At 66.4% G+C, this 20,940-nt stretch carries 18 protein-coding genes and 1 pseudogene; 13 read left to right on the top strand and 6 right to left on the bottom strand.

Annotation, left to right across the window (positions count from 1 at the left end):
* Positions 1–55: 55 nt before the first annotated feature.
* The 3 genes from ACYQML_RS08015 (at position 56) to ACYQML_RS08005 (ending at position 2,224) form a co-directional block, all read left to right on the top strand.
* Entirely contained in the window at positions 56–808 is a 753-nt protein-coding gene (locus tag ACYQML_RS08015; protein WP_461235239.1) for a DUF429 domain-containing protein, read from the top strand.
* 9 nt (positions 809–817) lie between these two features.
* Positions 818–1,408 carry an NUDIX hydrolase gene (locus ACYQML_RS08010; RefSeq protein ID WP_461235238.1) on the top strand — a complete coding sequence of 197 codons (591 nt, stop codon included), beginning with the start codon at positions 818–820 and terminating at the stop codon, positions 1,406–1,408.
* A 144-nt stretch (positions 1,409–1,552) separates the two neighbouring features.
* A complete protein-coding gene (locus tag ACYQML_RS08005; protein ID WP_056423555.1) occupies positions 1,553–2,224 on the top strand; it encodes a carbonic anhydrase in 672 nt (223 codons plus the stop codon).
* Positions 2,225–2,386: 162 nt separating this feature from the next.
* Here the strand turns inward: ACYQML_RS08005 and ACYQML_RS08000 are convergent, their stop codons facing one another.
* A complete protein-coding gene (locus ACYQML_RS08000) occupies positions 2,387–3,088 on the bottom strand; it encodes a DUF4142 domain-containing protein (protein WP_461235691.1) in 702 nt (233 codons plus the stop codon).
* Between the two features lie 364 nt (positions 3,089–3,452).
* On the opposite strand from ACYQML_RS08000, the gene ACYQML_RS07995 reads away from it, so the two are divergent.
* The 9 genes from ACYQML_RS07995 to ACYQML_RS07955 all read left to right on the top strand — a co-directional run bounded on the left by ACYQML_RS07995 (position 3,453) and on the right by ACYQML_RS07955 (position 12,723).
* The gene (locus tag ACYQML_RS07995) at positions 3,453–4,313 is read left to right on the top strand and encodes a universal stress protein (RefSeq protein ID WP_420604598.1); all 861 of its coding nucleotides are present in this window, start codon (positions 3,453–3,455) and stop codon (positions 4,311–4,313) included.
* Between the two features lie 151 nt (positions 4,314–4,464).
* Positions 4,465–5,085, top strand: coding sequence for a hypothetical protein (locus tag ACYQML_RS07990; RefSeq protein WP_311274295.1), 621 nt, complete (start codon positions 4,465–4,467; stop codon positions 5,083–5,085).
* A 121-nt stretch (positions 5,086–5,206) separates the two neighbouring features.
* A complete protein-coding gene (locus tag ACYQML_RS07985) occupies positions 5,207–5,806 on the top strand; it encodes a hypothetical protein (RefSeq protein ID WP_461235237.1) in 600 nt (199 codons plus the stop codon).
* Positions 5,807–5,915: 109 nt separating this feature from the next.
* On the top strand, positions 5,916–6,563 hold the full coding sequence (locus ACYQML_RS07980; RefSeq protein ID WP_461235236.1) for a cytochrome b/b6 domain-containing protein: 648 nt from the start codon (positions 5,916–5,918) through the stop codon (positions 6,561–6,563).
* Positions 6,560–7,339, top strand: a complete 780-nt coding sequence (locus ACYQML_RS07975) for a molybdopterin-dependent oxidoreductase (protein WP_207409950.1) — start codon at positions 6,560–6,562, stop codon at positions 7,337–7,339. Before ACYQML_RS07980 ends, ACYQML_RS07975 begins: the two co-directional genes overlap by 4 nt.
* A gap of 494 nt (positions 7,340–7,833) precedes the next feature.
* Entirely contained in the window at positions 7,834–8,025 is a 192-nt protein-coding gene (locus tag ACYQML_RS07970; protein WP_056423545.1) for a hypothetical protein, read from the top strand.
* Positions 8,026–8,082: 57 nt separating this feature from the next.
* Complete coding sequence (gene cysE / locus ACYQML_RS07965; RefSeq protein WP_461235235.1) at positions 8,083–8,961, top strand: serine O-acetyltransferase; 879 nt, start codon at positions 8,083–8,085, stop codon at positions 8,959–8,961.
* A gap of 350 nt (positions 8,962–9,311) precedes the next feature.
* Positions 9,312–10,703, top strand: a complete 1,392-nt coding sequence (locus tag ACYQML_RS07960; RefSeq protein WP_461235234.1) for a family 2B encapsulin nanocompartment shell protein — start codon at positions 9,312–9,314, stop codon at positions 10,701–10,703.
* A complete protein-coding gene (locus ACYQML_RS07955; RefSeq protein WP_461235233.1) occupies positions 10,690–12,723 on the top strand; it encodes a family 2A encapsulin nanocompartment cargo protein cysteine desulfurase in 2,034 nt (677 codons plus the stop codon). The genes ACYQML_RS07960 and ACYQML_RS07955 overlap by 14 nt, the downstream gene beginning before the upstream one ends.
* Before the next feature lie 75 nt (positions 12,724–12,798).
* Here the strand turns inward: ACYQML_RS07955 and ACYQML_RS07950 are convergent, their stop codons facing one another.
* The 5 genes and pseudogenes from ACYQML_RS07950 to ACYQML_RS07930 form a co-directional block, all read right to left on the bottom strand.
* Positions 12,799–13,227, bottom strand: a complete 429-nt coding sequence (locus ACYQML_RS07950) for a DUF6691 family protein (protein ID WP_461235232.1) — start codon at positions 13,225–13,227, stop codon at positions 12,799–12,801.
* A complete protein-coding gene (locus tag ACYQML_RS07945; RefSeq protein ID WP_461235231.1) occupies positions 13,227–13,643 on the bottom strand; it encodes a YeeE/YedE family protein in 417 nt (138 codons plus the stop codon). Before ACYQML_RS07945 ends, ACYQML_RS07950 begins: the two co-directional genes overlap by 1 nt.
* Positions 13,644–13,940: 297 nt before the next feature.
* Positions 13,941–15,626, bottom strand: a pseudogene (locus tag ACYQML_RS07940) (methyl-accepting chemotaxis protein).
* Between the two features lie 649 nt (positions 15,627–16,275).
* Positions 16,276–16,659 carry a nuclear transport factor 2 family protein gene (locus ACYQML_RS07935; RefSeq protein WP_461235230.1) on the bottom strand — a complete coding sequence of 128 codons (384 nt, stop codon included), beginning with the start codon at positions 16,657–16,659 and terminating at the stop codon, positions 16,276–16,278.
* Between the two features lie 104 nt (positions 16,660–16,763).
* Complete coding sequence (locus ACYQML_RS07930) at positions 16,764–19,766, bottom strand: FAD-binding and (Fe-S)-binding domain-containing protein (protein ID WP_461235229.1); 3,003 nt, start codon at positions 19,764–19,766, stop codon at positions 16,764–16,766.
* A gap of 126 nt (positions 19,767–19,892) precedes the next feature.
* On the opposite strand from ACYQML_RS07930, the gene ACYQML_RS07925 reads away from it, so the two are divergent.
* On the top strand, positions 19,893–20,939 hold the full coding sequence (locus tag ACYQML_RS07925) for a threonine aldolase family protein (protein WP_461235228.1): 1,047 nt from the start codon (positions 19,893–19,895) through the stop codon (positions 20,937–20,939).
* Position 20,940: the final 1 nt, after the last annotated feature.

The following is a 20,940-nucleotide window of genomic DNA, read 5'->3' as shown; positions in this document are numbered from 1 at the left end:
CTTGTGGGGCGCCGTCCTTGAGCAGCGTCAACCCGCCAGAGCCGCCACGGTTCGCGTGACGCGCTGGATCGCCGGGCTCGATGGCTGCCGAGGCGCCTGGGCGGGCGTCCTCCTCGATCTGGATGATCCCAGCCGCTACCGCGCGATGCGGTTCACCCGCGTCGCCGATCTCCTCGACGGTCCGGAGGCGCCGGTCTGCATCGGGATCGACGTCCCGATCGGCCTGCCCGACCATATTGAAGGTGGGGGTCGCGTGGCCGACAGCGCGGCCAGGGCCTATCTCGCGGGCGGGAGATCGAGCGTCTTCCCGGTACCGCCGCGTGCGGCGGTTCATGCCGGCGACTACGAGGAGGCCAAGGCTCTCTCCCGCGCCGCCAGCACACCGCCCTTCGCGCCCTCCATTCAATGCTGGAACATCACCCGCTACATCCGCGAAGTCGATGACCTCCTTCTCTCGCGACCTGAAGCCCGCCTCGTGATCCACGAGGTTCACCCGGAGGTGACGTTTCGCCGCCTCAACGGTGACCGGCCCCTCACATCCGCCAAGAAGGGACCCGAGCGGCAGGTGGGGCTGGCGGAACGCCGCGCGCTTTTGCGAAACGCCGGCCTTCCCGCCTCGCTGGTGGATGCGGCGCGACCACGGGGCATAGGGGCCGACGACCACCTCGACGCCCTCGCCGCTTTGGTGGTGGCCCGCGACATCTTTCTCGGACGCGCCATCCCCCTGCCCGATCCGCCGGGACGCGACCGGCACGGTCTGCCCGTGGTGATCTGGGCTCCCGCTGGTCATGGTCCGATTCCCTGTTAAACCTTGACCATGATTCACCTTCCGACGACCGAAGTGCCCGGACGCTCTTCAAACGAAGAGACTCTCATTCAAGGGTTTCGCAGGGAGGAAATTCTTGCCGCTCCCCTTCGCGACGCAGCACGTGCCCTGGTCTTCGACCCGCAGGACCGGCTGCTCCTGATCGCGTACGAGACGCAACGGCCGATCGATCCCTCGAAGCCGGAGGATAGAACCTTCTGGTTCATGCCGGGTGGGGGTTTGGAACCCGGCGAAAGCCACGCGGAAGCCTGCCTCCGGGAACTGGGCGAGGAAATCGGGGTTTTCGATGCCGAGATCGGCCCACAGGTTGCCGCCTGCAATGGGCCGTTCTTGCTGTTCCCGCTGCTGCGCGATGCCCGCGAACGCTATTTCGTGGTGCGTTTGCCGAATGACGAAGTGGATACCACACGCCTCGCCGAAACCGAGGACAGCACGGTCCTCGGTACGCGCTGGTGGACGCTCGACGAGTTGGACGCCACCGGCGAACGGATCGAGCCGGCGGGCCTCGCTCGCATCGCCAGACGCATCGCGAACGGTGAGCGGCCCGATCCACCTGTCATGCTGGCTTGGCATAAGGTGTGAACCCGCACCGGGCCATCCACCGGAAGCTGGGCTAGGCCAGGCGTCGGAACCAAGTATGGCACGGGCCGTGGCTGCCAAAGCTACGTGTCGATAACCGGGCCGCTACGGCTGCCCTCAACAACAACGCTCAAGGAAGGCAAACGCATGTTTCCAGAAAAGCTGACCACAGGATACCGGTCGTTCCTCGATGGACGCTTGTCGGACGAGGCCAAACGCTACGCCGCACTGGCCAAAGGCCAGAATCCGGAAGTCCTGTTGATCGGCTGCTGTGACAGCCGCGTTTCGCCGGAAGTCATCTTCGATACCGGACCGGGCGAACTCTTCATCATCCGCAACGTGGCGAACCTCGTTCCCCCCTTCGAGGAGGGCGGCGAGTATCATGGCACGTCGGCGGCCATCGAATTCGCCGTACAGGCTCTGGAAGTGAAGCACATCGTCGTGCTGGGCCACGCCACCTGCGGCGGCATCAAGGCCTATGCCAACCCGCCGGGCCCGCTATCCACGAGCGACTTCATCGGCAAATGGGTATCCCTGGTGAAGGGAGCCGAGGAGAAGCTCAAGGTTCAGAAGGGGCCGGATCACCTGACCCGCCTCGAATACGCGACCGTGGCTCAGAGCCTCGAGAATCTGCTGACGTTCCCCTTCGTCCGCGAGCGGGTCGCCGACGGCCGCCTGGCGCTCCATGGCGCGCATTTCGGCATCGCTCATGGCGAGCTTCGCCTGCGCAATCCCGAGACGGGGGATTTCGAGCCCGCCGTCGATGGTGGGGGGAAGCCGATGACGCCCGCCTCCCTGATGCATAGCAGCGAAGTCTGAGCAGATTCGCCCCCGTATCTGAATGGATACGGGGGCGGTCGTTTCAGCCAAGTCGATCAGCCAAGTCGATTCACGAAGAAACGCCGGGCCTCGCCAGCCCGGCGTTTCTCGTTGCAAAGGATAGCGCCGCCGCCCCGAAGAACGGCGATGGGTCCCGAGACTTCAGCGAGCGCCGGGAAGACGCTGCGCCATCTGGTAATGCTGCTGCAACACCGGAAGCGCCTGCTCGGCATGGGCGCGAAGCGCAGGGTTCGTGCCGGTCTGTGCATAGGACTGGTACATGCCGATCGACATCTCGTGCGACTTTACCTGGACCTGGCCGTAGAGGCGGTCGAAGCGCGGGCCGGCCGGGGCAGCGGCGAGTTCCGCGAGCATGGCCTGCTGCTCGGGGCTGACCGGGACCACGGTGGTGCCGGCGGTGGTGTCGACGTCGCCGTTGAAAGCCTGGCTACCGGCGGCGGCGCCACGGCTCGCGCCGCTACCGATTCCCTCGACGGCACCGACCGGGCCGCCGCTCAGCGTACCGGCGACGACGCCGGTGGCAGCGCCCGTGGCCGCTCCGACTGCACCGCCGGCAATCGCCAGCGGGGCACCGATCAGACCACCGGGGCCGCCGTTACCGGCAAAGGTGCGCTCGCCGCCGGCCAGGGCCACGTTGGCGGCGCGGTGGTCGCGCACGGCGTCACGGGCGAAACGGATCACCTGGGGGTTGCGGCTCTTCGACAGCGCGATCTGGCTGGATTGGACCTCGAACGCATTGGCCTGCATCGCCTGCAGGCGGAAATCACCGGACATGGTCTGTGCGGCGGCGGGGGTCGCCATGGCGACGGCAATAGCGGAGAACGCAACGTACTTGTTCATGATGAGAACCTCTGGATAGGATCTGAAAACGTCTGGGCGGCGGTCCGGATCACCGTTATGCAGATCGGCATGACCGACAACGCCACGTTTCGCGGACAACGATACGTCAACCGTTGGGTTCCAAACAAATGTCGTTCTGCATGCGGGCATTCTACTGACGTTCATCATCGTAGACCCAAGTTGCGCCCCGTCTTATAGCCAAGCTTTATCGATACATCCGGCACCTACGATGAGCCCCCCACGGCGCGCCGTCTTCCCCTACACCGCAGAAAAAGCGTGGGTTCACGGGGAGGCGGAGTTTTCCCGAACGCGAAACCGCTCTAGCCTGCCGCCCCGACGACGTTGATGTGGATGGAGGCTCCCGGCGATGAAGACCCTGCTCGTTCCGGTGGCGCTCCATGACGCCCTGCCCTCGGTATTCGCCACGACGCTTCTGGTCGGACGTCGATTCGGCAGCTTGATCGAGGGAATTTCCCTACGGCCGGCGCTCGCCGAATACGTGCCGGTGGACATGGTCGGCGGCATGACATGGCTGCGCGACGAAGAAGCCGACAAGGCCGAGGCCGAGGCCGCCGGGAAGCGCTTCGTCGATTTCCTCGTCGACGCCGGTATTCCCGTCGCTACCGAGGGTCCGTGCACCCCGGAATTCGTGGCCAGCGCCGGAACACGCTATCGCTGGCGGCCGGACGTACCGGCGGGCGATGCATTCCTCGGCCATCACGCCCGTCTGTTCACCGCCACCGTGGTCGGGCGCCCGGGCACGGGCGATGGCGCGCCGCGCATGACGACGTTCGAAACGGCGTTGTTCGAGAGCGGCCGGCCGATCCTGCTGGCGCCGCCAACTCCTCCGACGAGTGTCGGCGACGCGATCCTCATCGCCTGGAACGGGTCGAGCGAGACCGCCCGGGCGGTGGCCTTCGCCATGCCATTCCTACGGAAAGCGTCCCGCATCCGCATCATCAGCGCGGAGGGCGGCATGGTACCGGGTCCGAGCGCGGAGGATCTGGCCAAGGCGCTCGCCTGCGAGGGAATCTTCGCAGACCACAAGGCCTTCTCCGAGGGTCGGCGCACACCCGGAGAGATCTTTCTCAATGAGGCTCGGGATTTCGGCTGCGATCTTCTGATCAAGGGCGCCTACACGCAGAGCCGCCTGCGCCAGATGATCTTCGGGGGGGCAACCAGCCATGTCCTCGCCCATGCCACCATGCCGATGCTGATGGCGCACTGACAGCATCGGTCGCTCCCTGATAGCGCGCAATTGATTTGTGCGCATACGAACCCGATGCCACCCTGCGCGTTGTCGAAGCGCTTTCCGCCGCAATGGGGGAAGTGTTCGGCCCGGTTCCGAGAACCGGGACGGCTCCACCGCGAGGCATTTCATGACACGACGGATCATCACGGTCGGCACGCTGTGCCTCGGCCTCCTCTCGGGCCTGCCGGCAACGACTTCCTCCGTCCTCGCCGATCCCGCGGTGGTTCGCGTCCGGGGCACGATCGAGGCCGTCGAGGGCGACCACGTGACGATCAAGCCCCGGATCGGACAATCCGTATCGGTCAAGTTCGCCGATGCGATGAAGGTAGCGGCAGCCAGCAAGGCCGAGATCGGCGACATCAAGCCCGACAGCTATATCGGCACCGCCGCGACGCCTCAGGCCGACGGTACCCTCAAGGCCCTCGAAGTCGCCGTCTTCGCTCCGAGCATGCGCGGGACCGGCGACGGTCATTATCCGTGGGATCTCGAGAAGGAAAACACGATGACGAACGGCGCAGTGGGCGCGCTCACGGGCACTGCCGGCCGCACGATCACCGTGACCTATAAGGGCGGCGAGAAGACCATCACTGTCCCCGAGGACGTGCCGATCGTCGCCCTGAACCCGTCGGACAAGTCCGCCATCAAGGTCGGCGCCCGCGTGGTGGCGATCACCAAGGCGGATGCAACCGGCGCGGTCGTGGCCGACCGGTTGATCGTCGGCGAGAACGGTACCGTCCCGCCGATGTGACCCGCGCCTCAGCGCGACTTTGATCGTCCGGGGCATCGGCGCAGCCCCGGCACCGAGGTGTGATTCCTGCCGCCTGCCTCGGGTACTACGACGCCGAACTCCCACGCCTTGAGGGCACGCCATGCTCAAGTCCTTTCTGACGACGCTCACCTTGACGCTCGCCATGACGGCCACCGCCGCGCGGGCCGATGACATCACGCGCTATCGCGGGACCATCGAGAAGGTCGACGGGGCGGTCGTCACCATCAAGCCGCGCGTCGGGGAGTCGCTGACGGTGAGCATGGCGCCGGATGTGAAGGTGCTGGCGGCTTCCACCGGCAGGCTCTCCGACATCAAGCCCGACAGTTACATCGGCACGGCGGCGATCCCGCAGCCGGATGGAACGCAGAAGGCACTGCAGGTCACCGTCTTCGCCTCGTCCCTGCGCGGCACGGCCGACGGCCATTATCCGTGGGATCTCGGCTCCAACTCCACCATGACCAACGGCGCCATCGGAACGATCTCCGGCACCGAGGGTCGTAGCCTGCTGGTCAAGTATCAGGGCGGGGAGAAGAAGGTGACAGTACCGGAAGACGTGCCGGTGACCCAGGTCGATCCGGGCGACAAATCCATCGTCATCGACGGGGCGAAGGTCGTCGCCTTCACCAAGAAGGGCGCCGATGGAAAGCCCTCCGCCGTAATCCTGATCGTTGGCCGCAACGGGACCGTTCCATCGATGTGACGGCGTTGTGCCCTCCCCTCTCTATGGGGGAGGGTACCGGCGGAGCAAATGGGAGTGGGCGGGGTACGCGAAACGCCGTTCGAGATGCATGTCAAAGGTCGAACACGCGATGTCACCGTCTGCCGCCGGCCACCCGCGCGTTGTGGTGATCCACCCCCTCCTTGTGCGCGTGACACATTGGATCAACGCGATCGCGGTGTTCTGTATGCTGTTCAGCGGGTGGGCGATCTATAATGCCTCTCCGCTCTTCCCCTTCGTATTCCCGAAATGGGCGACGCTCGGCGGATGGCTCGGCGGGGCGCTCGCCTGGCACTTCGCCGCCATGTGGCTGTTCGCCCTGAACGGCCTCGTTTACGCGCTCTACGGCCTGCTCTCCCGTCACTTCGTGCGTTCGTTCCTGCCGGTGAGCCCGGCGGCGTTCTGGCGCGACGCCACGTCTGCCATGAGACTGCGCCTGACCCACCGGATCGGCCAGTACAACGCAGTGCAAAGGCTCGCCTATCTGGTGGCGTTCCTCCTCGGCATCCTGCTCCTCGCCTCGGGGCTCGCGTTGTGGAAGCCGGTCCAACTGCAGGCGCTGGCCAATCTCTTCGGCGGCTATGAAGCGGCACGGCGCGTCCATTTCCTCGCCATGTCCGGCCTCGTCGGCTTCATCCTGCTCCATCTCGCACTGGTGATCCTGGTGCCGCGGACCCTCGTGGCAATGATCACCGGCCGCGCCCGTATCCCCGTCGATCCGGTGGAGGCACGCTCATGAGCCGTGATGAGAACGAGGCGAAACGTTTGAGCGGGCTCCGCCGCGAGATCCAGCCGGAACTGGTGAAGCTGGAGCGCCGCCTGTTCCTACGCTCCGGCCTGTCGCTCGGCGCCCTGTCGCTGCTCTCGGGCTGCGACCTCTCCACCGGGGCCAACGGCACGGTGATCGATCGGGCGCTCTGGGCGATGTCGCGGGCCAACGACCGGGTCCAGGCCTGGTTGTTCGATCCGAACACCCTCGCGCCGACCTATCCGGCGAGCATGATCGACACGCCGTTCCGCTTCAACGCCTACTACCCACCGGACAACATCCCCGAGATCGACGAGGCGACGTGGAAGCTCGATGTCGGCGGCCTCGTGGCCGACAAGACACCCTGGACTCTACGAAGGCTGCGCGCCCTGCCGCAGGAGAGCCAGATCACCCGGCATATCTGCATCGAGGGCTGGAGCCAGATCGGCCAGTGGAGCGGCGTACCGTTGAGGTCTTTTCTCGAACGGGTCGGTGCCGACCTCACCGCGAAGTATGTCGGCTTCAAATGTGCCGACCGCTATTACGGCAGCCTCGACATGCCGAGCGCCCTCCATCCGCAGACCGTCCTGGCGCTGGATTTCGGCGGTGTGCCGCTGCCCCTCGAATATGGCTATCCCCTCCGCGTGCGCGTGCCGACGAAGCTCGGCTTCAAGAGCCCCAAACACATCGTATCGGTGTTCGCGACCAATGATGATCCCGGCGGCTATTGGGAGGATCAGGGCTACAATTGGTTCAGCGGCATCTGACCCCGGGGCCCGGCGCGCTGGGGCTGGCGGTCGGTCCAGGCATTGTCTCGGGATCTAAAAGCACAAGCCTGCTCCAGCTTGATGAGGATGGGGGAGGATCTTTCCAGAAGCACCTGGACTTTGAAAATCCCTCTCGTTGACCCGGGAGGGTCAGAATAGGCACACTACATCCGAGCCGTAGAGAACATCGTTTCTCCGCGAAATGCTTGCCAGGACTATCCTGTCCGGGCGCTGAGCTTCGATGGAATATCCGTGCCGAGCCACTTCGAGTCGCCCGCCGCCGATATCAACGCCTGTCCGGCAGCGATGAACGTCGCCGCCGCTGCAGAGCGGCTTGCAAGGCGGGCGCCGGACGGAGCGAAACTACGGCAGCGTCGCGAGCGCTGCTAGCGGTCTATAAATCCAGATCCCGTCACTGCCGCCTCCCCCTCGAGGCAGAGGCCCGCCGGATGACGGTCCTCCCACATAGAAGACGACGCCCGTAGGAGCGAGTGATGGTTCTCGGAGATCAGGTCGTGTTTGCGAGGCTCGATGTCGCCGAAGCACTCGGAATCTGGCGCCATGCCACCGGACGCATCGTCGATGTCTTTCCCGCCGCCGGTGGCGCCCAGGCCGTGGACGTCCACTTCGAAGGCCACGGCCTGCTCGTGGGCTACATCGCGACGCTGTTCCAGCGCGTCGGCTGATCCCAAACTCTTCGATCACGACAGGGCTCGCCCGAGCCCGCCCAGGACGCGAGACATATGACTGCCGGTGCCCAAGCCTTGCGCCGTTCCGGCGATCATCCGAACAGCAACATCCTGCGCCCGCCTCTGCGCAACGTGAGCCGGACCACGGCGGAATCCGACGTCTGGAACGCCATGCGCGCCGAGGCCGAGGCCGCGCTGATCGAGGAGCCGCTCTATGCCGGAATCATCCAGGCCACGGTCCTCGACCAGCCGAGCCTGATCCACGCCTTCGCCTACAGGCTCGCCCACCGCCTCGGCGACGGTGATCTCGCCCGCCTTTCCACCCGCGACCTCTGCCTCTCGGCTTTCCAGGCCGATCCTTACGCGGGCGACCATGCAGTGCGCGACCTCGTCGCCATCCGCGAGCGCGACCCCACCTGCCGGCGCTACCTCGACCCCTTTCTGTTCTACAAGGGTCTTGCCGCCCTGGAGGGCTACCGCGTCGCCCATTGGCTCTGGCACCAGGGCCGCGTCACCCTCGCGCTGCATATCCAGAGCCGAATCTCCGAGGTGTTCGGAGCCGATATCCACCCGGCCGCGCGAATCGGCTCGGGGGTGTTCATCGACCACGCCACCGGGGTCGTCATCGGCGAGACCACGGTGATCGCCGATGACGTCTCGATCCTGCAATCGGTTACCCTCGGGGGCAACGGCAAGGAAAGCGGCGACCGGCACCCCAAGATCGAACGCGGGGTTCTGCTCAGCGTCGGATCCAAGGTGCTGGGCAACATCCGCGTCGGCGAAGGCGCGAAGGTCGCCGCCGCCGCTGTGGTGCTGCACGACGTTCCCGCCCACACCACTGTGGCGGGCGTGCCGGCCCGCGTCGTCTCACGGATCGTCACGGCCGAAGATCCCGCACAAAGCATGGATCAGTTCTTCGGCGACGGGATCTAGCGAAACGATTTTTCAGCTCTTGGTTTTCGTTGAACCCCCTCGGGGTGGATTAAAAATCTCTCGATTTGGCGAACGAGAGATCAGCATTATCATATAAGTCAGCGAATAGAATATCTGATCTAAGATATCCAAAAAATATAGAAATTAATTCCGTTGACCCGTTTCTGTACCAAGAGTTAGACACAGCCCATCCCTGCAGCGACGCTTTGTCTGATGCAGTGGATTTTGGGCAAGATCAGCCCAAGATCATTCAATGGCGAAAGCGGACGCGCGACTGGTGCGGTTCCGATGCGGTCTTGCCGCGTCGCGGATGATCGCTGCCTCCTGCCGGAATACGGAGATAAACCCCGATGAGTGGACCCGGTCTGAGCGTGAGCGCCTCGGCGGCACGCAATCTCGCGACGGCGACCGTCACTTCGGTCCAGAACGCGGCCAATACGCCACGCTGGTTCCATCGCCTGCTGCCCTTCGTCGACGTCGCCGGCGGCGTCTACCGGGTCAACCGCCGCGCGGTGGTGCTGGCCAAGCCCGGCCGCATCGAACTCGCCACTGACGGCGGCACCCGCACCGTCCGCCCGGCCTCCCTGCGCAGCGTCCCGCTGTTCAGCCGTCTCGGCGACAACGAACTGTCGGCCCTCGCCTCCAAGTTCACCGTCTCCCAGCACAAGGCGGGCGACGTCATCGCCGAGGAGGGCTCCACCGGCCGCAGCCTCACCGTCGTGGCCGAGGGCACCGTCGAGCTGACCCTGTCGGGCCCGTTCAAGAACCGCCTGCGCCAGGGCCTCGCCACCGGTGGCGATTATTTCGGCGACAGCGACCTCGTGAGCGAGAACGCCCCCGCCCCCGCCGTGAAGGCGCTCTCGGCGGTGACGCTCCTCACCCTCGACCGCTCCTCCATCGAGGACGAGGGCATCCGCTCGCGCATCTCCCAGTTCGTGGAAGAGCGTGACCGCCTCAAGGGTCACACCAACAGCGAGGGCGAGCAGGGAATCGAGCTTCTGGCGGTCCATACCGGCGAGCCGCGCCTGCCCACGACCTTCGTCGATTACGAAGTGAACCCGCGCGAGTACCACCTCTCCACGATCCAGACGATCCTCCACACCCATACCCGCGTCACCGATCTCTATTCCAACGAGATCGACCAGCTGCGCGAGCAAATCCGCCTCACGGTCGATGCCGTGAAGGAGCGGGAAGAGTGGGAGTTGTTCAACAATTCCGAGTTCGGCCTCCTCCACGAAGTCAGCCAGCGCCAGCGCATCCCCACCCGTGGCGGCCCGCCCACCCCGGACGATCTCGACGAGCTGCTGACCCTGGTCTGGAAGAAGCCCGCCTTCTTCGTGGCCCATCCCCGCGCCATCGCGGCCTTCGGTCGTGAAGCCACCCGCCGCGGAGTGCCCCCGGTGGTGATCCACCTGTTCGGCTCGCCCTTCCTCACCTGGCGCGGGGTGCCGATCGTGCCCAGCGACAAGCTGCCCATCGACATCGACCCGGTGACCGGCGCCCAGACCACCTCGATCCTGCTGCTCCGCGTCGGCGAAGGCGAACAGGGCGTGGTCGGCCTGCAGAAGTCCGGCGTCACCGGCGAGATCGAGACCGGCCTGTCGGTGCGCTACATGGGCACCAACGACCATTCCATCGCCTCGCACCTCGTGACCCGCTACTTCTCGGCCGCGGTGCTGGTGGAAGACGCCATCGCACGCCTCGATAACGTGCTGCTGGGCAACTACCATGACTACGCCTAACGCGCCGGGTCTCCCCACGGGCAGTCTCCCTACGGGGGTGTTCGGCGACACGGCGCATGCGGATCTCGTCGGGCGCCTCGCCCGCGAGATCTACGGTCAGGGTCAAGCGGCGTCCGCGCCCCTGCCCCCCACCCTGCCGTCGACGCCGCAAGCGCCGCAGGCCACCCCACAGCTGCCGCAGGCCCTGGAGAATGCGCCCCAGGGCTTCGGCCACCCGATCGCCCCCCAGGCCTTCGCCCCCAAAGCGGATCTCGGCACGCCGTCGATCCCCTCGGGCTCCGCGCCATCGGGCCTCCAGCCCGACGCCTCGGCGCTGGCCGCCCGCTCGTTCGGTGCCCCTCCGGTCGGCCTTCCCGGCCTCACCGGTCCGGGCTTCGCTCAAGCATCGGCGTTTCCCTCGGTCCATCCCGAGGCGCAGGCTCCCCGTGGGGGCCTGCCCGAGTTCTTCGTGCCGAGCGTCGCCGACGTCGCGGCCTTCCTCCCCGGCGGCCACGATCTCCACGCCACCATCGCCGAGGACCACCCGCGCGCCAATGCCTTCGCGCATGGGTTCGCGCCGTCCCTGGTGCCGGAAGCGCCCGGTCATCGGGGCCGGAACGCCCCGCGTCGGGACGCCTCGCGGGAGACGGTCTCCCGCGCCGGCCGGAAGGTGGAGATCGCCGACGAGCCGTTCTCGTCGGGCGAGTACTATTTCCTGACCGACCGCAGCCGGACGGGCAACGCCGCGCCCGCCCCGTCGACGCGCCACGAGCCTCGCCCCGGCCATGCGCCCCATGTCTCGTCGCAGGGCTCCAGCCCGGTGGCGGCCCCCTTCGACGTGGAGCGGGTGCGCAAGGACTTCCCGGCCCTGCACCAGAGCATCAACGGGCATCCGCTGGTCTGGCTCGACAATGCGGCCACCACCCACAAGCCGCAGAGCGTCATCGACGCGACGTCCGAGTTCTACGCTCGCCACAACTCGAACATTCACCGGGCCGCTCACACCCTTGCGGCGCGCTCCACGGACTTGTTCGAGGGCGGGCGCGAGAAGGTGCGTCGCTTCATCAACGCCGCCTCGACGGACGAGATCATCTTCCTCCGGGGCACCACGGAAGCGATCAACCTCGTCGCCAACTCCTACGGTCGCGCCAATATCGGCCCGGGCGACGAGATCATCATCTCGACCATCGAGCATCACGCCAACATCGTCCCCTGGCAGCTCCTCACTCAGGCGACCGGGGCGACCCTGCGCGTGATTCCCGTGGACGATCGCGGCGAGATCATCTTCGAGCAGTTCGCGACCCTCCTGTCGGGCCGCACCAAGATCGTCTCGATCACCCATGTGGCCAACGCTCTGGGCACCATCAACCCGGTCCGTGAGATCATCGCCCTGTCGCATGCCTACGGGGTGCCGGTGCTGGTGGATGCGGCGCAATCATCGCCGCACATCCCCCTGGACGTGCAGGCGCTGGACGCCGACTTCCTCGTCTTCTCCGGGCATAAGGTGTTCGGGCCGACGGGCATCGGCGCCCTCTACGGCAAGCGCGCGCTGCTGGAGGCGATGCCTCCGTGGCAGGGCGGCGGCCACATGATCGAGGACGTCACCTTCTCGAAGACGGTCTACAAGGGCGTTCCCGAGAAGTTCGAGGCGGGCACGCCGGACATCGCGGGAGCGGTCGGGCTCGGCGCGGCTCTGGACTACCTCGAAAGCGTCGGACTTCCCGGCATCGCGGCCTACGAGCACGACCTGCTCGAATACGCGCAAGCCGGGCTCGCCGAGGTGAAGGGCCTGCGCCTGATCGGGACCGCGCGACAGAAGGCCAGCGTCATGTCCTTCGTCGTCGACGGGCATGAGAACGAGGCGGTGGCCAAGCACCTCGACGCCCGCGGCATCGCCGTGCGCTCGGGCCACCATTGCGCCCTGCCGGCCCTGCGCCGCTTCGGCGTCGACCAGTCGGTGCGCGCCTCGCTGGCCTTCTACAACACCCGCGCGGACGTCGACGCCTTCCTGAAGGGGCTCCACAGCCTGCCGCGCCGATAGCGTCGGGATCCGAGAACGCGATGCGACATCATTCGGCCCGGTCGGTTCTCCGACCGGGCCGAATGCATGTGCGTCTCACCTGCCGGATGCCGCAGCGGTGAAGCGGTGGAGCAGCATCCCCACAACCATCGCGGCAACGAACCCAATGACCTGAGGCAGGCCCAGGGTCAGGCCGACGAGGGCAGGGCCGGGGCAGAGGCCGACGAGGCCCCAACCGATGCCGAACAGAACGGCGCCCGCGATGAGGCTCGCCGTGATCGGGCGGTTGCGGGGAATCTCGAAACGCTGCGCGAGAACGGGTTTGCGCATCCGCGACACGAGCAGGTAGCCGAGCGCCGAGACGGCGACCGCGCCGGCCAGCACGAAGGCGAGGCTCGGATCCCAGGCACCGGCCACGTCGAGGAAGCCCAGGACGCGTGCCGGGTCCATCATGCCCGACAGAGCGAGGCCGAAACCGAACAGCAGGCCGGCGAGCAGCCCCACCGAGGCGCGCAGGGTTTCCATCACCATCCTCCATGTCGGACGAGGAACACCGTCCCGGCGGCGGCGGCCATGAAGGTCGCCACCGCCGCGATGGAGCGGGGCGACAGCCGGGCGAGGCCGCAGACGCCGTGGCCGCTGGTGCAGCCCCCGCCCAGCCGCGTCCCGTAGCCGACGAGGAGGCCGCCGAGGACGATGAGACTCCAGGGCGCGTCGAGTTGCACGACGGGCCATGCACCGAAGGCGAGGCGATACAGGACCGGGCCGAGGAGCAGGCCGGCGAGAAAGGCCCAACGCCACGGCGTGTCCCGGCTCAACGGCATCACTGCCCCGGCGGTAATGCCGCTGATTCCGGCGATGCGACCGTTGAGGATGAGGAGCAGGGCGGCGGAAGTCCCGATCAGGGCACCACCGGCTAAGGCAGACAGGAAGGTACTCATGCCCGGCCACCGGCCCACCCGGAGGCGATTTGGCGGGAACCTCGCAATCCCGGCCTGGAACGACCGGCGCCGGCCGGTGACGGATCTGTTGCCATGGGTTTGAAAACTCGATGAGAGGCGGCTCGCCGTCTCAAGGAGAGGTCGAGCCGGCGAGCGCCGCTGTCAAGACAGTATTCCCGGGCTCGCTTGCCGATCGCCCCCAGGCCTGGAGATACAGGAGCCTCATCTCCGGAATCCCCGTTTCATGGTCCGCCGAGCCCCGCACCCGCCGGACCGTCCCTGCTCGTCGTGCCGGCCTCAGGCGGCCCGGACGGTCGCGAGGAACCGCTTGACCTCGGCGGTGAGGTGCTCGGATTGATGCGAGAGTTCCGATGCGGAGGTCAGAACCTGGTTGGCCGCGGCTCCGGTCTCCTCGGCGGCGCTGGCCACGCCCGAGATGTTGCTCGTCACTTCGCTGGTGCCCGTCGCGGCCTGGGACACGTTGCGGACGATCTCCTGGGTCGCGGCTCCCTGCTCCTCCACCGCCGCGGCGATCGTCGTGGCCACGGCGTCGATGTCGCGAATGCGCGTGGTGATGGTGGCGATCGCCGAAACCGCCTGCCCGGTCGCCCCTTGCATCTGGGTGATCTGCTCCGAGATCTCCTGCGTCGCCCGCGCGGTCTGGCCCGCCAGCTCCTTCACCTCCGTGGCCACCACCGCGAAGCCGCGTCCGGCCTCTCAGGCGCGGGCCGCCTCGATCGTAGCGTTGAGCGCCAGCAGGTTCGTCTGGCTCGCGATGTTCGAGATCAGGACGACGACGTCGCCGATGCGGGCAGCGGCCTGGCTCAGGGTCTGGACGAGGACCCCGCTCTGATCGGCCTCCACGACGGCACGTTGGGCGAGATCGGCCGACCCGCTCACCTGGCGGGCGATCTCCTGGACCGAGACGCCGAGTTCTTCGGCGGCGGCGGCGACCGTGTTGACGTTGGTGGCAGCTTCCTCGGCCGCGGCGGCCACGGTGGTGGATTGGCTCGCGGTCTCGGTGGCGGTGGAGGTCATGGTCTGCGCCGTCGCCTGCAATTCCGTGGCCGAGGACGAGACCATCCCGACGATCCCACCGATCGCCGCCTCGAAGGAATCCGCCATCTGGAGCATCCCTAGCTTGCGCTGCTCTTCGGCCGCCAGACGGGCCTGGACGGTCGCGGCTTCCAGGACTCGCACCTGGATCATGCCGTCCTTGAACACCTGCACCGCGCCGGCCATCGTTCCCACCTCGTCGCGGCGGTCCTGGAGGGTGACCTCCGTGGTGACATCGCCCAAGGCCAGCCGGCCCATGATGTCGGTGAGGCGCCCGATCGGACGGGTGACACCGATGATCACGACGGCGATGGCCGCGAACATCCCGAGGATCACCCCAAAGGCACTGGCAAAGATCAAGGTGTAGCGGGTCGTGTTGGTCTGCGCTGTCAGACCGTCGGATTCTGTGGCAACGAAATTCTCCAGGTCGGTGGCTAATTTAGCGCCGAATTCAATCATCTTACTATATACGGGATCGATCGACTCATGAAAAACATCCAGAGCCTTGGCGTTCTCATTGTTTCTTGCCAAATCGCGTACGTGGATGACATTCTGATCATAGTCTTCAACCATGGACGCTTGTTCTGATACGCGCGCCGAAAACGAGGGTGCTTGCTCGGCAATGGCTTTTAAATCGGTTTTGATCTTCGCGCTGGCAGCATCTAAGTTGCTTATCGCAACGTTCATCTGCTTTTCGTCCGTTTCGACGATGAGCCTGACGACATTGTAGTTGAGTTCGGCGATGAGCCGGTTTACCCGGCGTAAGTTTGCAACGGCGCGTGTTTCGCGTGCAAGGAACGAGCTATAGGCATTATCGATTGCTGCCATGCGAGACTGGGCGTACCAGACGCAGCCGCCGACGATCACGCCGATGAGTGCGATGACCATGCAAACCTTGTGAAATATTTTGAAGTTTCCAAGTTTCATATCAACACCCATCAGTGATAAATTATGTCTATCAGCCAAAATATGGATATTTCATTACTATACCCAGTAGACAAGACTTACATTTTCTTAGGTGATATAGTTCCGCACTTGGCCGGCTGATCCGCCGCCAGCCCCTGCGGGGTGGCCGATGCAAGGAGGCTGATCCTGCGGTCTCCATCGGCGCGGCGACGATACCGCCAAGGCCCCTAAGACGGCCATTCCGGAAGAGGAACATGGCGCCCCGGCGAGAGCGGATAGGACAGCGATCGTGGGCACTTCGCCCCCTCCCCACCGTCCAGAACGTGCAGCGCCAAGGCAGCCGGACATGACTGACCTTGACGGACTCGTCGTCAGGAACTGGACGATGCGGCGGGTCGGTGCGCTTCCTCCTCGCCGGGAGGCCGCATGTCAGACCTCACCCGCCGACAGGAATGCCCGGTCGCGTAAGGCGATCGCTCGATCGTGCCAGCCCGGCTCCAATCACTGACGTTCATCCCGGGGGCGATCGAAGCTGTCACATCCCTCAAACGCTGTAGGGACACGTTCGCGGCGACCGGGATTTCGTTGAGCCTGTCAGGCAGCCTTGCTGCGCGGACAGCCGATTGGGGCCGGATGGGGACATAGCCGAGGAGGTGAGCGATCCGGCCGCTCAGAACATCCCGTTCGGATTGGCGGAAGAATTCGGCAGGATCTGCAGCACGTCCCAGTGCTCGACGATCCTGCCGCCGTCATCGAGCCGGAAGATATCGATGGCCGCATAATCGTGGTCGCCCGGCCAGTGCTGCAGGCAATGCAGCACGACCAGATCGCCCTCGGCGACCGCCCGCTTCACCTCCACGCGCTTGCCCGGCCATTCGCGCGCCATGCGCTCGAAATAGGCGATGAAGCCATCCTTGCCATTCGCCACATGCGGGTTGTGCTGGATGTAGTCGTTCCCGGCATAACGCTCGATGGCTTCGCGCGGCCGACACTCGTCGAACATCAACCGATAGAAGGCGATCACATTCGCTTTGTTCTGCTCCAGGTCGGTCATGTTGTCCCCTGAGCGAGGCGGATTCCAATCGAGAAAGGAGGCCCGCCTTTCTCGATACCATCCATCACGCCCTCGCGACCATGACCAGCCACCCGGCCCGGCCGTCAGTGACGTTCGGCCGACGCCGCCATCGCGCGGTCGAGGACCCGCGCGACATGGAGCGCTTCGAGCCCGAGACCGTCATGGATCTGGTGGCGGCAGCTGGTGCCGTCGGCCACGACGAGATCGTCGGGGCCGGCCTTGCGCAGGGCCGGGAACAGCGAGAGCTCGGCCATGGCGAGCGACACGTCGATGGTCTCGACGCCGTATCCGAAGACGCCCGCCATGCCGCAGCAGCTCGACTCGATCACCCGAACGTCGAGCCCCGGCACCGCGCGCAGCACCGTCTCCACCGCGCCCATGGCGGCGAAAGCCTTCTGGTGGCAATGGCCGTGCAGATGAGCGACGCGCCCGCCCTGGTCCGCCAGAGGCAGGGCGATCCGCCCGGCATCGAGATCGACGGCGAGCAACTCCTCGAACAGCAGGGTCGCCTTGCTCAGCTCCCCCGTCTCCGGGCCGGGAAGCAGGGACGCGAACTCGTCCCGGAAGGTCAGCAGGCAGGAGGGTTCGAGCCCGACGATCCGCGCGCCCGCCCGGATGAAGGGCAGTAGAGTGGTGAGCGTGCGACGGGCCTCCTCGCGGGCCCGGTCGGTTTGACCGGATGCAAGGTAGGTGCGACCGCAGCAGAGGGGGCGGCGTCCACGGTTGGGGAAGACCCGATGCAGACGATAACCGGCGGCGATCAGCACACGCTCGGCCGCTTCCAGGTTCTCCCGCTCGAAGGCGCGGTTGAAGGTGTCGCCGAACAGGACGATGTCGCGGAAATCCCCGGTCACGTCGCCGGGATGCGCCGGCTCGCCCTGCTCGACCCAGGGCCTGCGCCAGCGCGGCAGAGTACGACGCGCAGAGAGCCCTGCCACCCGTTCCGACAGTTTCGCCAAGGCAGGCACCCGGTCGCGCAGGTTGAGGAGCGGTGCCAGCCAGGCGGCGGTGCCGGCATAGAGCGGCAGGGCCGCCACCAGCCGCTCCTTCAGGGGTAGGCCGTGGCGGGCATGGTAATGGTGCAGGAACTCGACCTTCATCTTCGCCATGTCGATGCCGGTGGGGCATTCGCGGCGGCAGGCCTTGCACGAGACGCAGAGATCCAGGGTCCGCTTCATCTCGGGGCTGGTGAAGGCGTCCTTGCCGAGTTGGCCCGAAATCGCCAGCCGCAGGGAGTTCGCCCGGCCTCGAGTGAGGTGCTGCTCGTCTTTCGTGGCCCGGTAGGACGGGCACATCGCCCCGCCCGCGAGCTTCCGGCAGGTACCGTTGTTGTTGCACATCTCGACGGCGCCGCCGAAGCCGCCCCATTCCGACCAGTCGAGGGCGGTCTTCGCCGGCTGGCTCACGGAATAGCCCGGCTGGAACCGCATCAGCGAGCGGTCGTCCATCTTGAGCGGCCGGACGATCTTGCCGGGGTTGAGCCGGTTCTCCGGGTCGAACCTGTCCTTCACCTGTTCGAAGGCGCGGGTCAGGCGTTCGCCAAACATCGGCGCGATGTATTCGGAGCGCGAGATGCCGTCGCCATGCTCGCCCGAATAGGAGCCCTTGAAGCGGCGGACCTGTTCGCTCGCGGCCTCCGCGATGGCGCGCATCTTGGCGACGTCCCCGCCCTGCTTCATGTCGAGGATCGGGCGCACATGCAGACAGCCGACGGAGGCATGGGCGTACCAGGTGCCGCGCGTGCCGTGGCGGGTGAACACCTCCGTCACCGCGTCGGTGTAATCCGCGAGATGCTCCAGCGGCACCGCGCAATCCTCGATGAAGGAGACGGGCTTCGCATCCCCCTTCATCGACATCATGATGTTGAGGCAGGCCTCGCGTACCTCCCAGACCGATTTCTGGCGGATCGGCTCCGGCACCTCCACCACGGCGTCCACATGGCCGTTATCGGCCATACAGGTATCGAGGCGCTTGAGGTCGCGCATCAGTGCGTCCCGGTCGTCGCCGGCGAATTCCACCAGGAGCAGACAATTCGGCGTGCCACGGGTGATGTCGGCCAGCGTCGCCCGGAACATCGGGATGTCGGCGCCGAGCACCAGCACGTTGTTGTCGACGAGCTCCACCGCCACGGGATCGAGATCGACGATGGCCTTCGTCGTCTCCATGGCGGAGCGGAACGACGGGAAGTGGCAGACGCCCATGACCCGGTGCGTCGGGAGGCGCGACAGCTTCAACGTCACGCTGGTGGTGGCCGCCAGCGTGCCCTCCGAGCCGACGAGGAGATGGGCGAGGTTCGGCCGCGCCTCGATCAGCGCATCGAGATTGTAGCCGCCGACCCGGCGCTGCACGCGCGGGTACATGCGCAGGATCTCGTCGCGCTCGGATTCGGCCAGGGCCCGCATGGCGGCGGCGAGCTCGCCGGCCCGCCGCGAGCCGGTGACGCCCGTCGCCTCGTTGCCGGTGAGACCGAAGCCGAAGGGCTCGCCATCGTGGAACAGAGCTTCCATACCGAGCACGTTGTCGCTCATCTTGCCAAAGCGCAGGGAGCGCGCGCCGCAGGAATTGTTGCCGGCCATGCCGCCTATGGTGCAGCGGGTGGCGGTGGAGGGCTCCACGGGAAAGAACCAGCCGTCGGCCTTCACCCGCGTGTTCAACCGTTCCAGCACCATGCCGGGCTCGACGGTGATCGTTCCGGCTTGCGCGTCGTAGGCGATGATCCCGTTGAAATGGCGCGAGCAATCGACCACGAGGCCGCGCCCGATGGGCTGGCCGTTCTGGGAGGTGCCGCCGCCGCGTAGGATCACCGGCACATCGTGCTCGGCCGCGATCTTCAGGGTCGCGGCGATGTCGGCGGCGCTGCGGGGCAGGACCACCCCCGCCGGCATGATCTGGTAGATCGAAGCGTCGTTGGAATAGCGCCCCCGGGTGAAGGCATCGAACTTCGCCTCGCCACTCAGCGCCTCGGCGAGGCGGCGCGGCAGGCCGGCGCCCTGGCGGTTGGCGGCGCGCGGACTGACCGGCCCCGGCCCGGCGACGGGCGAAGGGGCGCGGTTCGGGCCGGTGGCGGGCTCAGCCGTTGCGGTCATGATCCATCGTCCTCGTGGGAGTGCCGTCGGCCGGCTTCAAAGCGATGCAGGTTCCGGTAGGGTGGCGGGATCGTCCCGACCGGCTAGAATGGCCCGCACGGATTGCATGCAAAACAGGGCCGGCAGATGATCGATTTGTATAGCGATACGCAGACGCGGCCAACGCCCGGCATGCGCGACGCCATGGCACGCGCGGAGGTCGGCGACGAGCAATCCGATTCCGATCCGACGACCCTCGCCTTGTGCGAGCGCGTCGCAACACTGCTTGGGATGGAAGCGGGGGTGTTCATGCCCTCGGGCACGATGTGCAACCTCGTCTCGATCCTGGTCCAGACCCGGCCCGGCGACGAGATCGTGGTCGACGATCAGTCCCATATCTACAACACCGAGGCCGCCGGCTCGGCGGCCATTGGCGGCGTCTCGGTGAAGGCCTTGGCGACCCCGGCCGGTCTCTATACGCCCGAGGCGTTCGAGGCGGCGATCCGCTCGCCCGCCCGCACGGCGCCGCGCTCGGCCCTGGTCTCGGTGGAGCAGACCACGAGCTTTTCCGGCGGCTCGGTCTGGCCGCTCACCGACATGCGCCGCATCCGCGACCTCGCCCATCATAAGGGCATGAAGGCGCATATCGACGGGGCGCGCCTGCTCAACGCGGTGGCCGCTACCGACATCTCCGCCAGAGATTATGCCAAAGGCTTCGACAGCGCCTGGATCGACCTGAGCAAGGGCCTCGGTTGCCCGGTCGGTGCCGTTCTGTGCGGCTCGTCGCACTTTATCGTCGAGGCGTGGCGGTGGAAGTACCGGCTCGGTGGCGCCATGCGTCAGTCGGGCATCCTCGCTGCGGCCGGCCTCTACGCTCTCGATCACCATGTGGACCAGCTGGAACTCGACAATGCCAATGCCGGTGAGTTGAAGGCCCGCATCGCTGGCGCGCCCGGCCTCGCCATCGCGCCAGATGCGGCCCAGTCCAACATCCTGTGCTTCTCGGTGGAGCCGCTGGGCATCACCGCAACGGCCTTTGCCGAAGCCTGCCTCGCCGAGGGTATCCGCATCCGCGCCATCGGGCAGCACCAGATCCGCGCGACCACCCATCTCGACGTCGATCGGGCCGGAATCCTGGAAGCGGCGGAAGTGATCCAGGCCCAAGCAGAGCGATTTCACGGCGAGCGCCGCTGAA

It is taken from the genome of Methylobacterium sp. CM6244 (assembly GCF_054817885.1).
The sequence above is the reverse complement of the archived record's forward strand: the minus strand, read 5'-3'. Positions and strand labels throughout refer to the sequence as shown.

Bases quoted from the DNA above. Each gene is read 5' to 3' on its own strand.
- ACYQML_RS08010 (WP_461235238.1), top strand. From the start codon at position 818: ATGATTCACCTTCCGACGACCGAAGTGCCCGGACGCTCTTCAAACGAA.
- ACYQML_RS08005 (WP_056423555.1), top strand. From the start codon at position 1,553: ATGTTTCCAGAAAAGCTGACCACAGGATACCGGTCGTTCCTCGATGGA.
- ACYQML_RS07995 (WP_420604598.1), top strand. From the start codon at position 3,453: ATGAAGACCCTGCTCGTTCCGGTGGCGCTCCATGACGCCCTGCCCTCG.
- ACYQML_RS07990 (WP_311274295.1), top strand. From the start codon at position 4,465: ATGACACGACGGATCATCACGGTCGGCACGCTGTGCCTCGGCCTCCTC.
- ACYQML_RS07985 (WP_461235237.1), top strand. From the start codon at position 5,207: ATGCTCAAGTCCTTTCTGACGACGCTCACCTTGACGCTCGCCATGACG.
- ACYQML_RS07980 (WP_461235236.1), top strand. From the start codon at position 5,916: ATGTCACCGTCTGCCGCCGGCCACCCGCGCGTTGTGGTGATCCACCCC.
- ACYQML_RS07975 (WP_207409950.1), top strand. From the start codon at position 6,560: ATGAGCCGTGATGAGAACGAGGCGAAACGTTTGAGCGGGCTCCGCCGC.
- ACYQML_RS07970 (WP_056423545.1), top strand. From the start codon at position 7,834: ATGGTTCTCGGAGATCAGGTCGTGTTTGCGAGGCTCGATGTCGCCGAA.
- cysE (WP_461235235.1), top strand. From the start codon at position 8,083: ATGACTGCCGGTGCCCAAGCCTTGCGCCGTTCCGGCGATCATCCGAAC.
- ACYQML_RS07960 (WP_461235234.1), top strand. From the start codon at position 9,312: ATGAGTGGACCCGGTCTGAGCGTGAGCGCCTCGGCGGCACGCAATCTC.
- ACYQML_RS07955 (WP_461235233.1), top strand. From the start codon at position 10,690: ATGACTACGCCTAACGCGCCGGGTCTCCCCACGGGCAGTCTCCCTACG.
- ACYQML_RS07950 (WP_461235232.1), bottom strand. From the start codon at position 13,227: ATGGAAACCCTGCGCGCCTCGGTGGGGCTGCTCGCCGGCCTGCTGTTC.
- ACYQML_RS07945 (WP_461235231.1), bottom strand. From the start codon at position 13,643: ATGAGTACCTTCCTGTCTGCCTTAGCCGGTGGTGCCCTGATCGGGACT.
- ACYQML_RS07935 (WP_461235230.1), bottom strand. From the start codon at position 16,659: ATGACCGACCTGGAGCAGAACAAAGCGAATGTGATCGCCTTCTATCGG.
- ACYQML_RS07930 (WP_461235229.1), bottom strand. From the start codon at position 19,766: ATGACCGCAACGGCTGAGCCCGCCACCGGCCCGAACCGCGCCCCTTCG.
- ACYQML_RS07925 (WP_461235228.1), top strand. From the start codon at position 19,893: ATGATCGATTTGTATAGCGATACGCAGACGCGGCCAACGCCCGGCATG.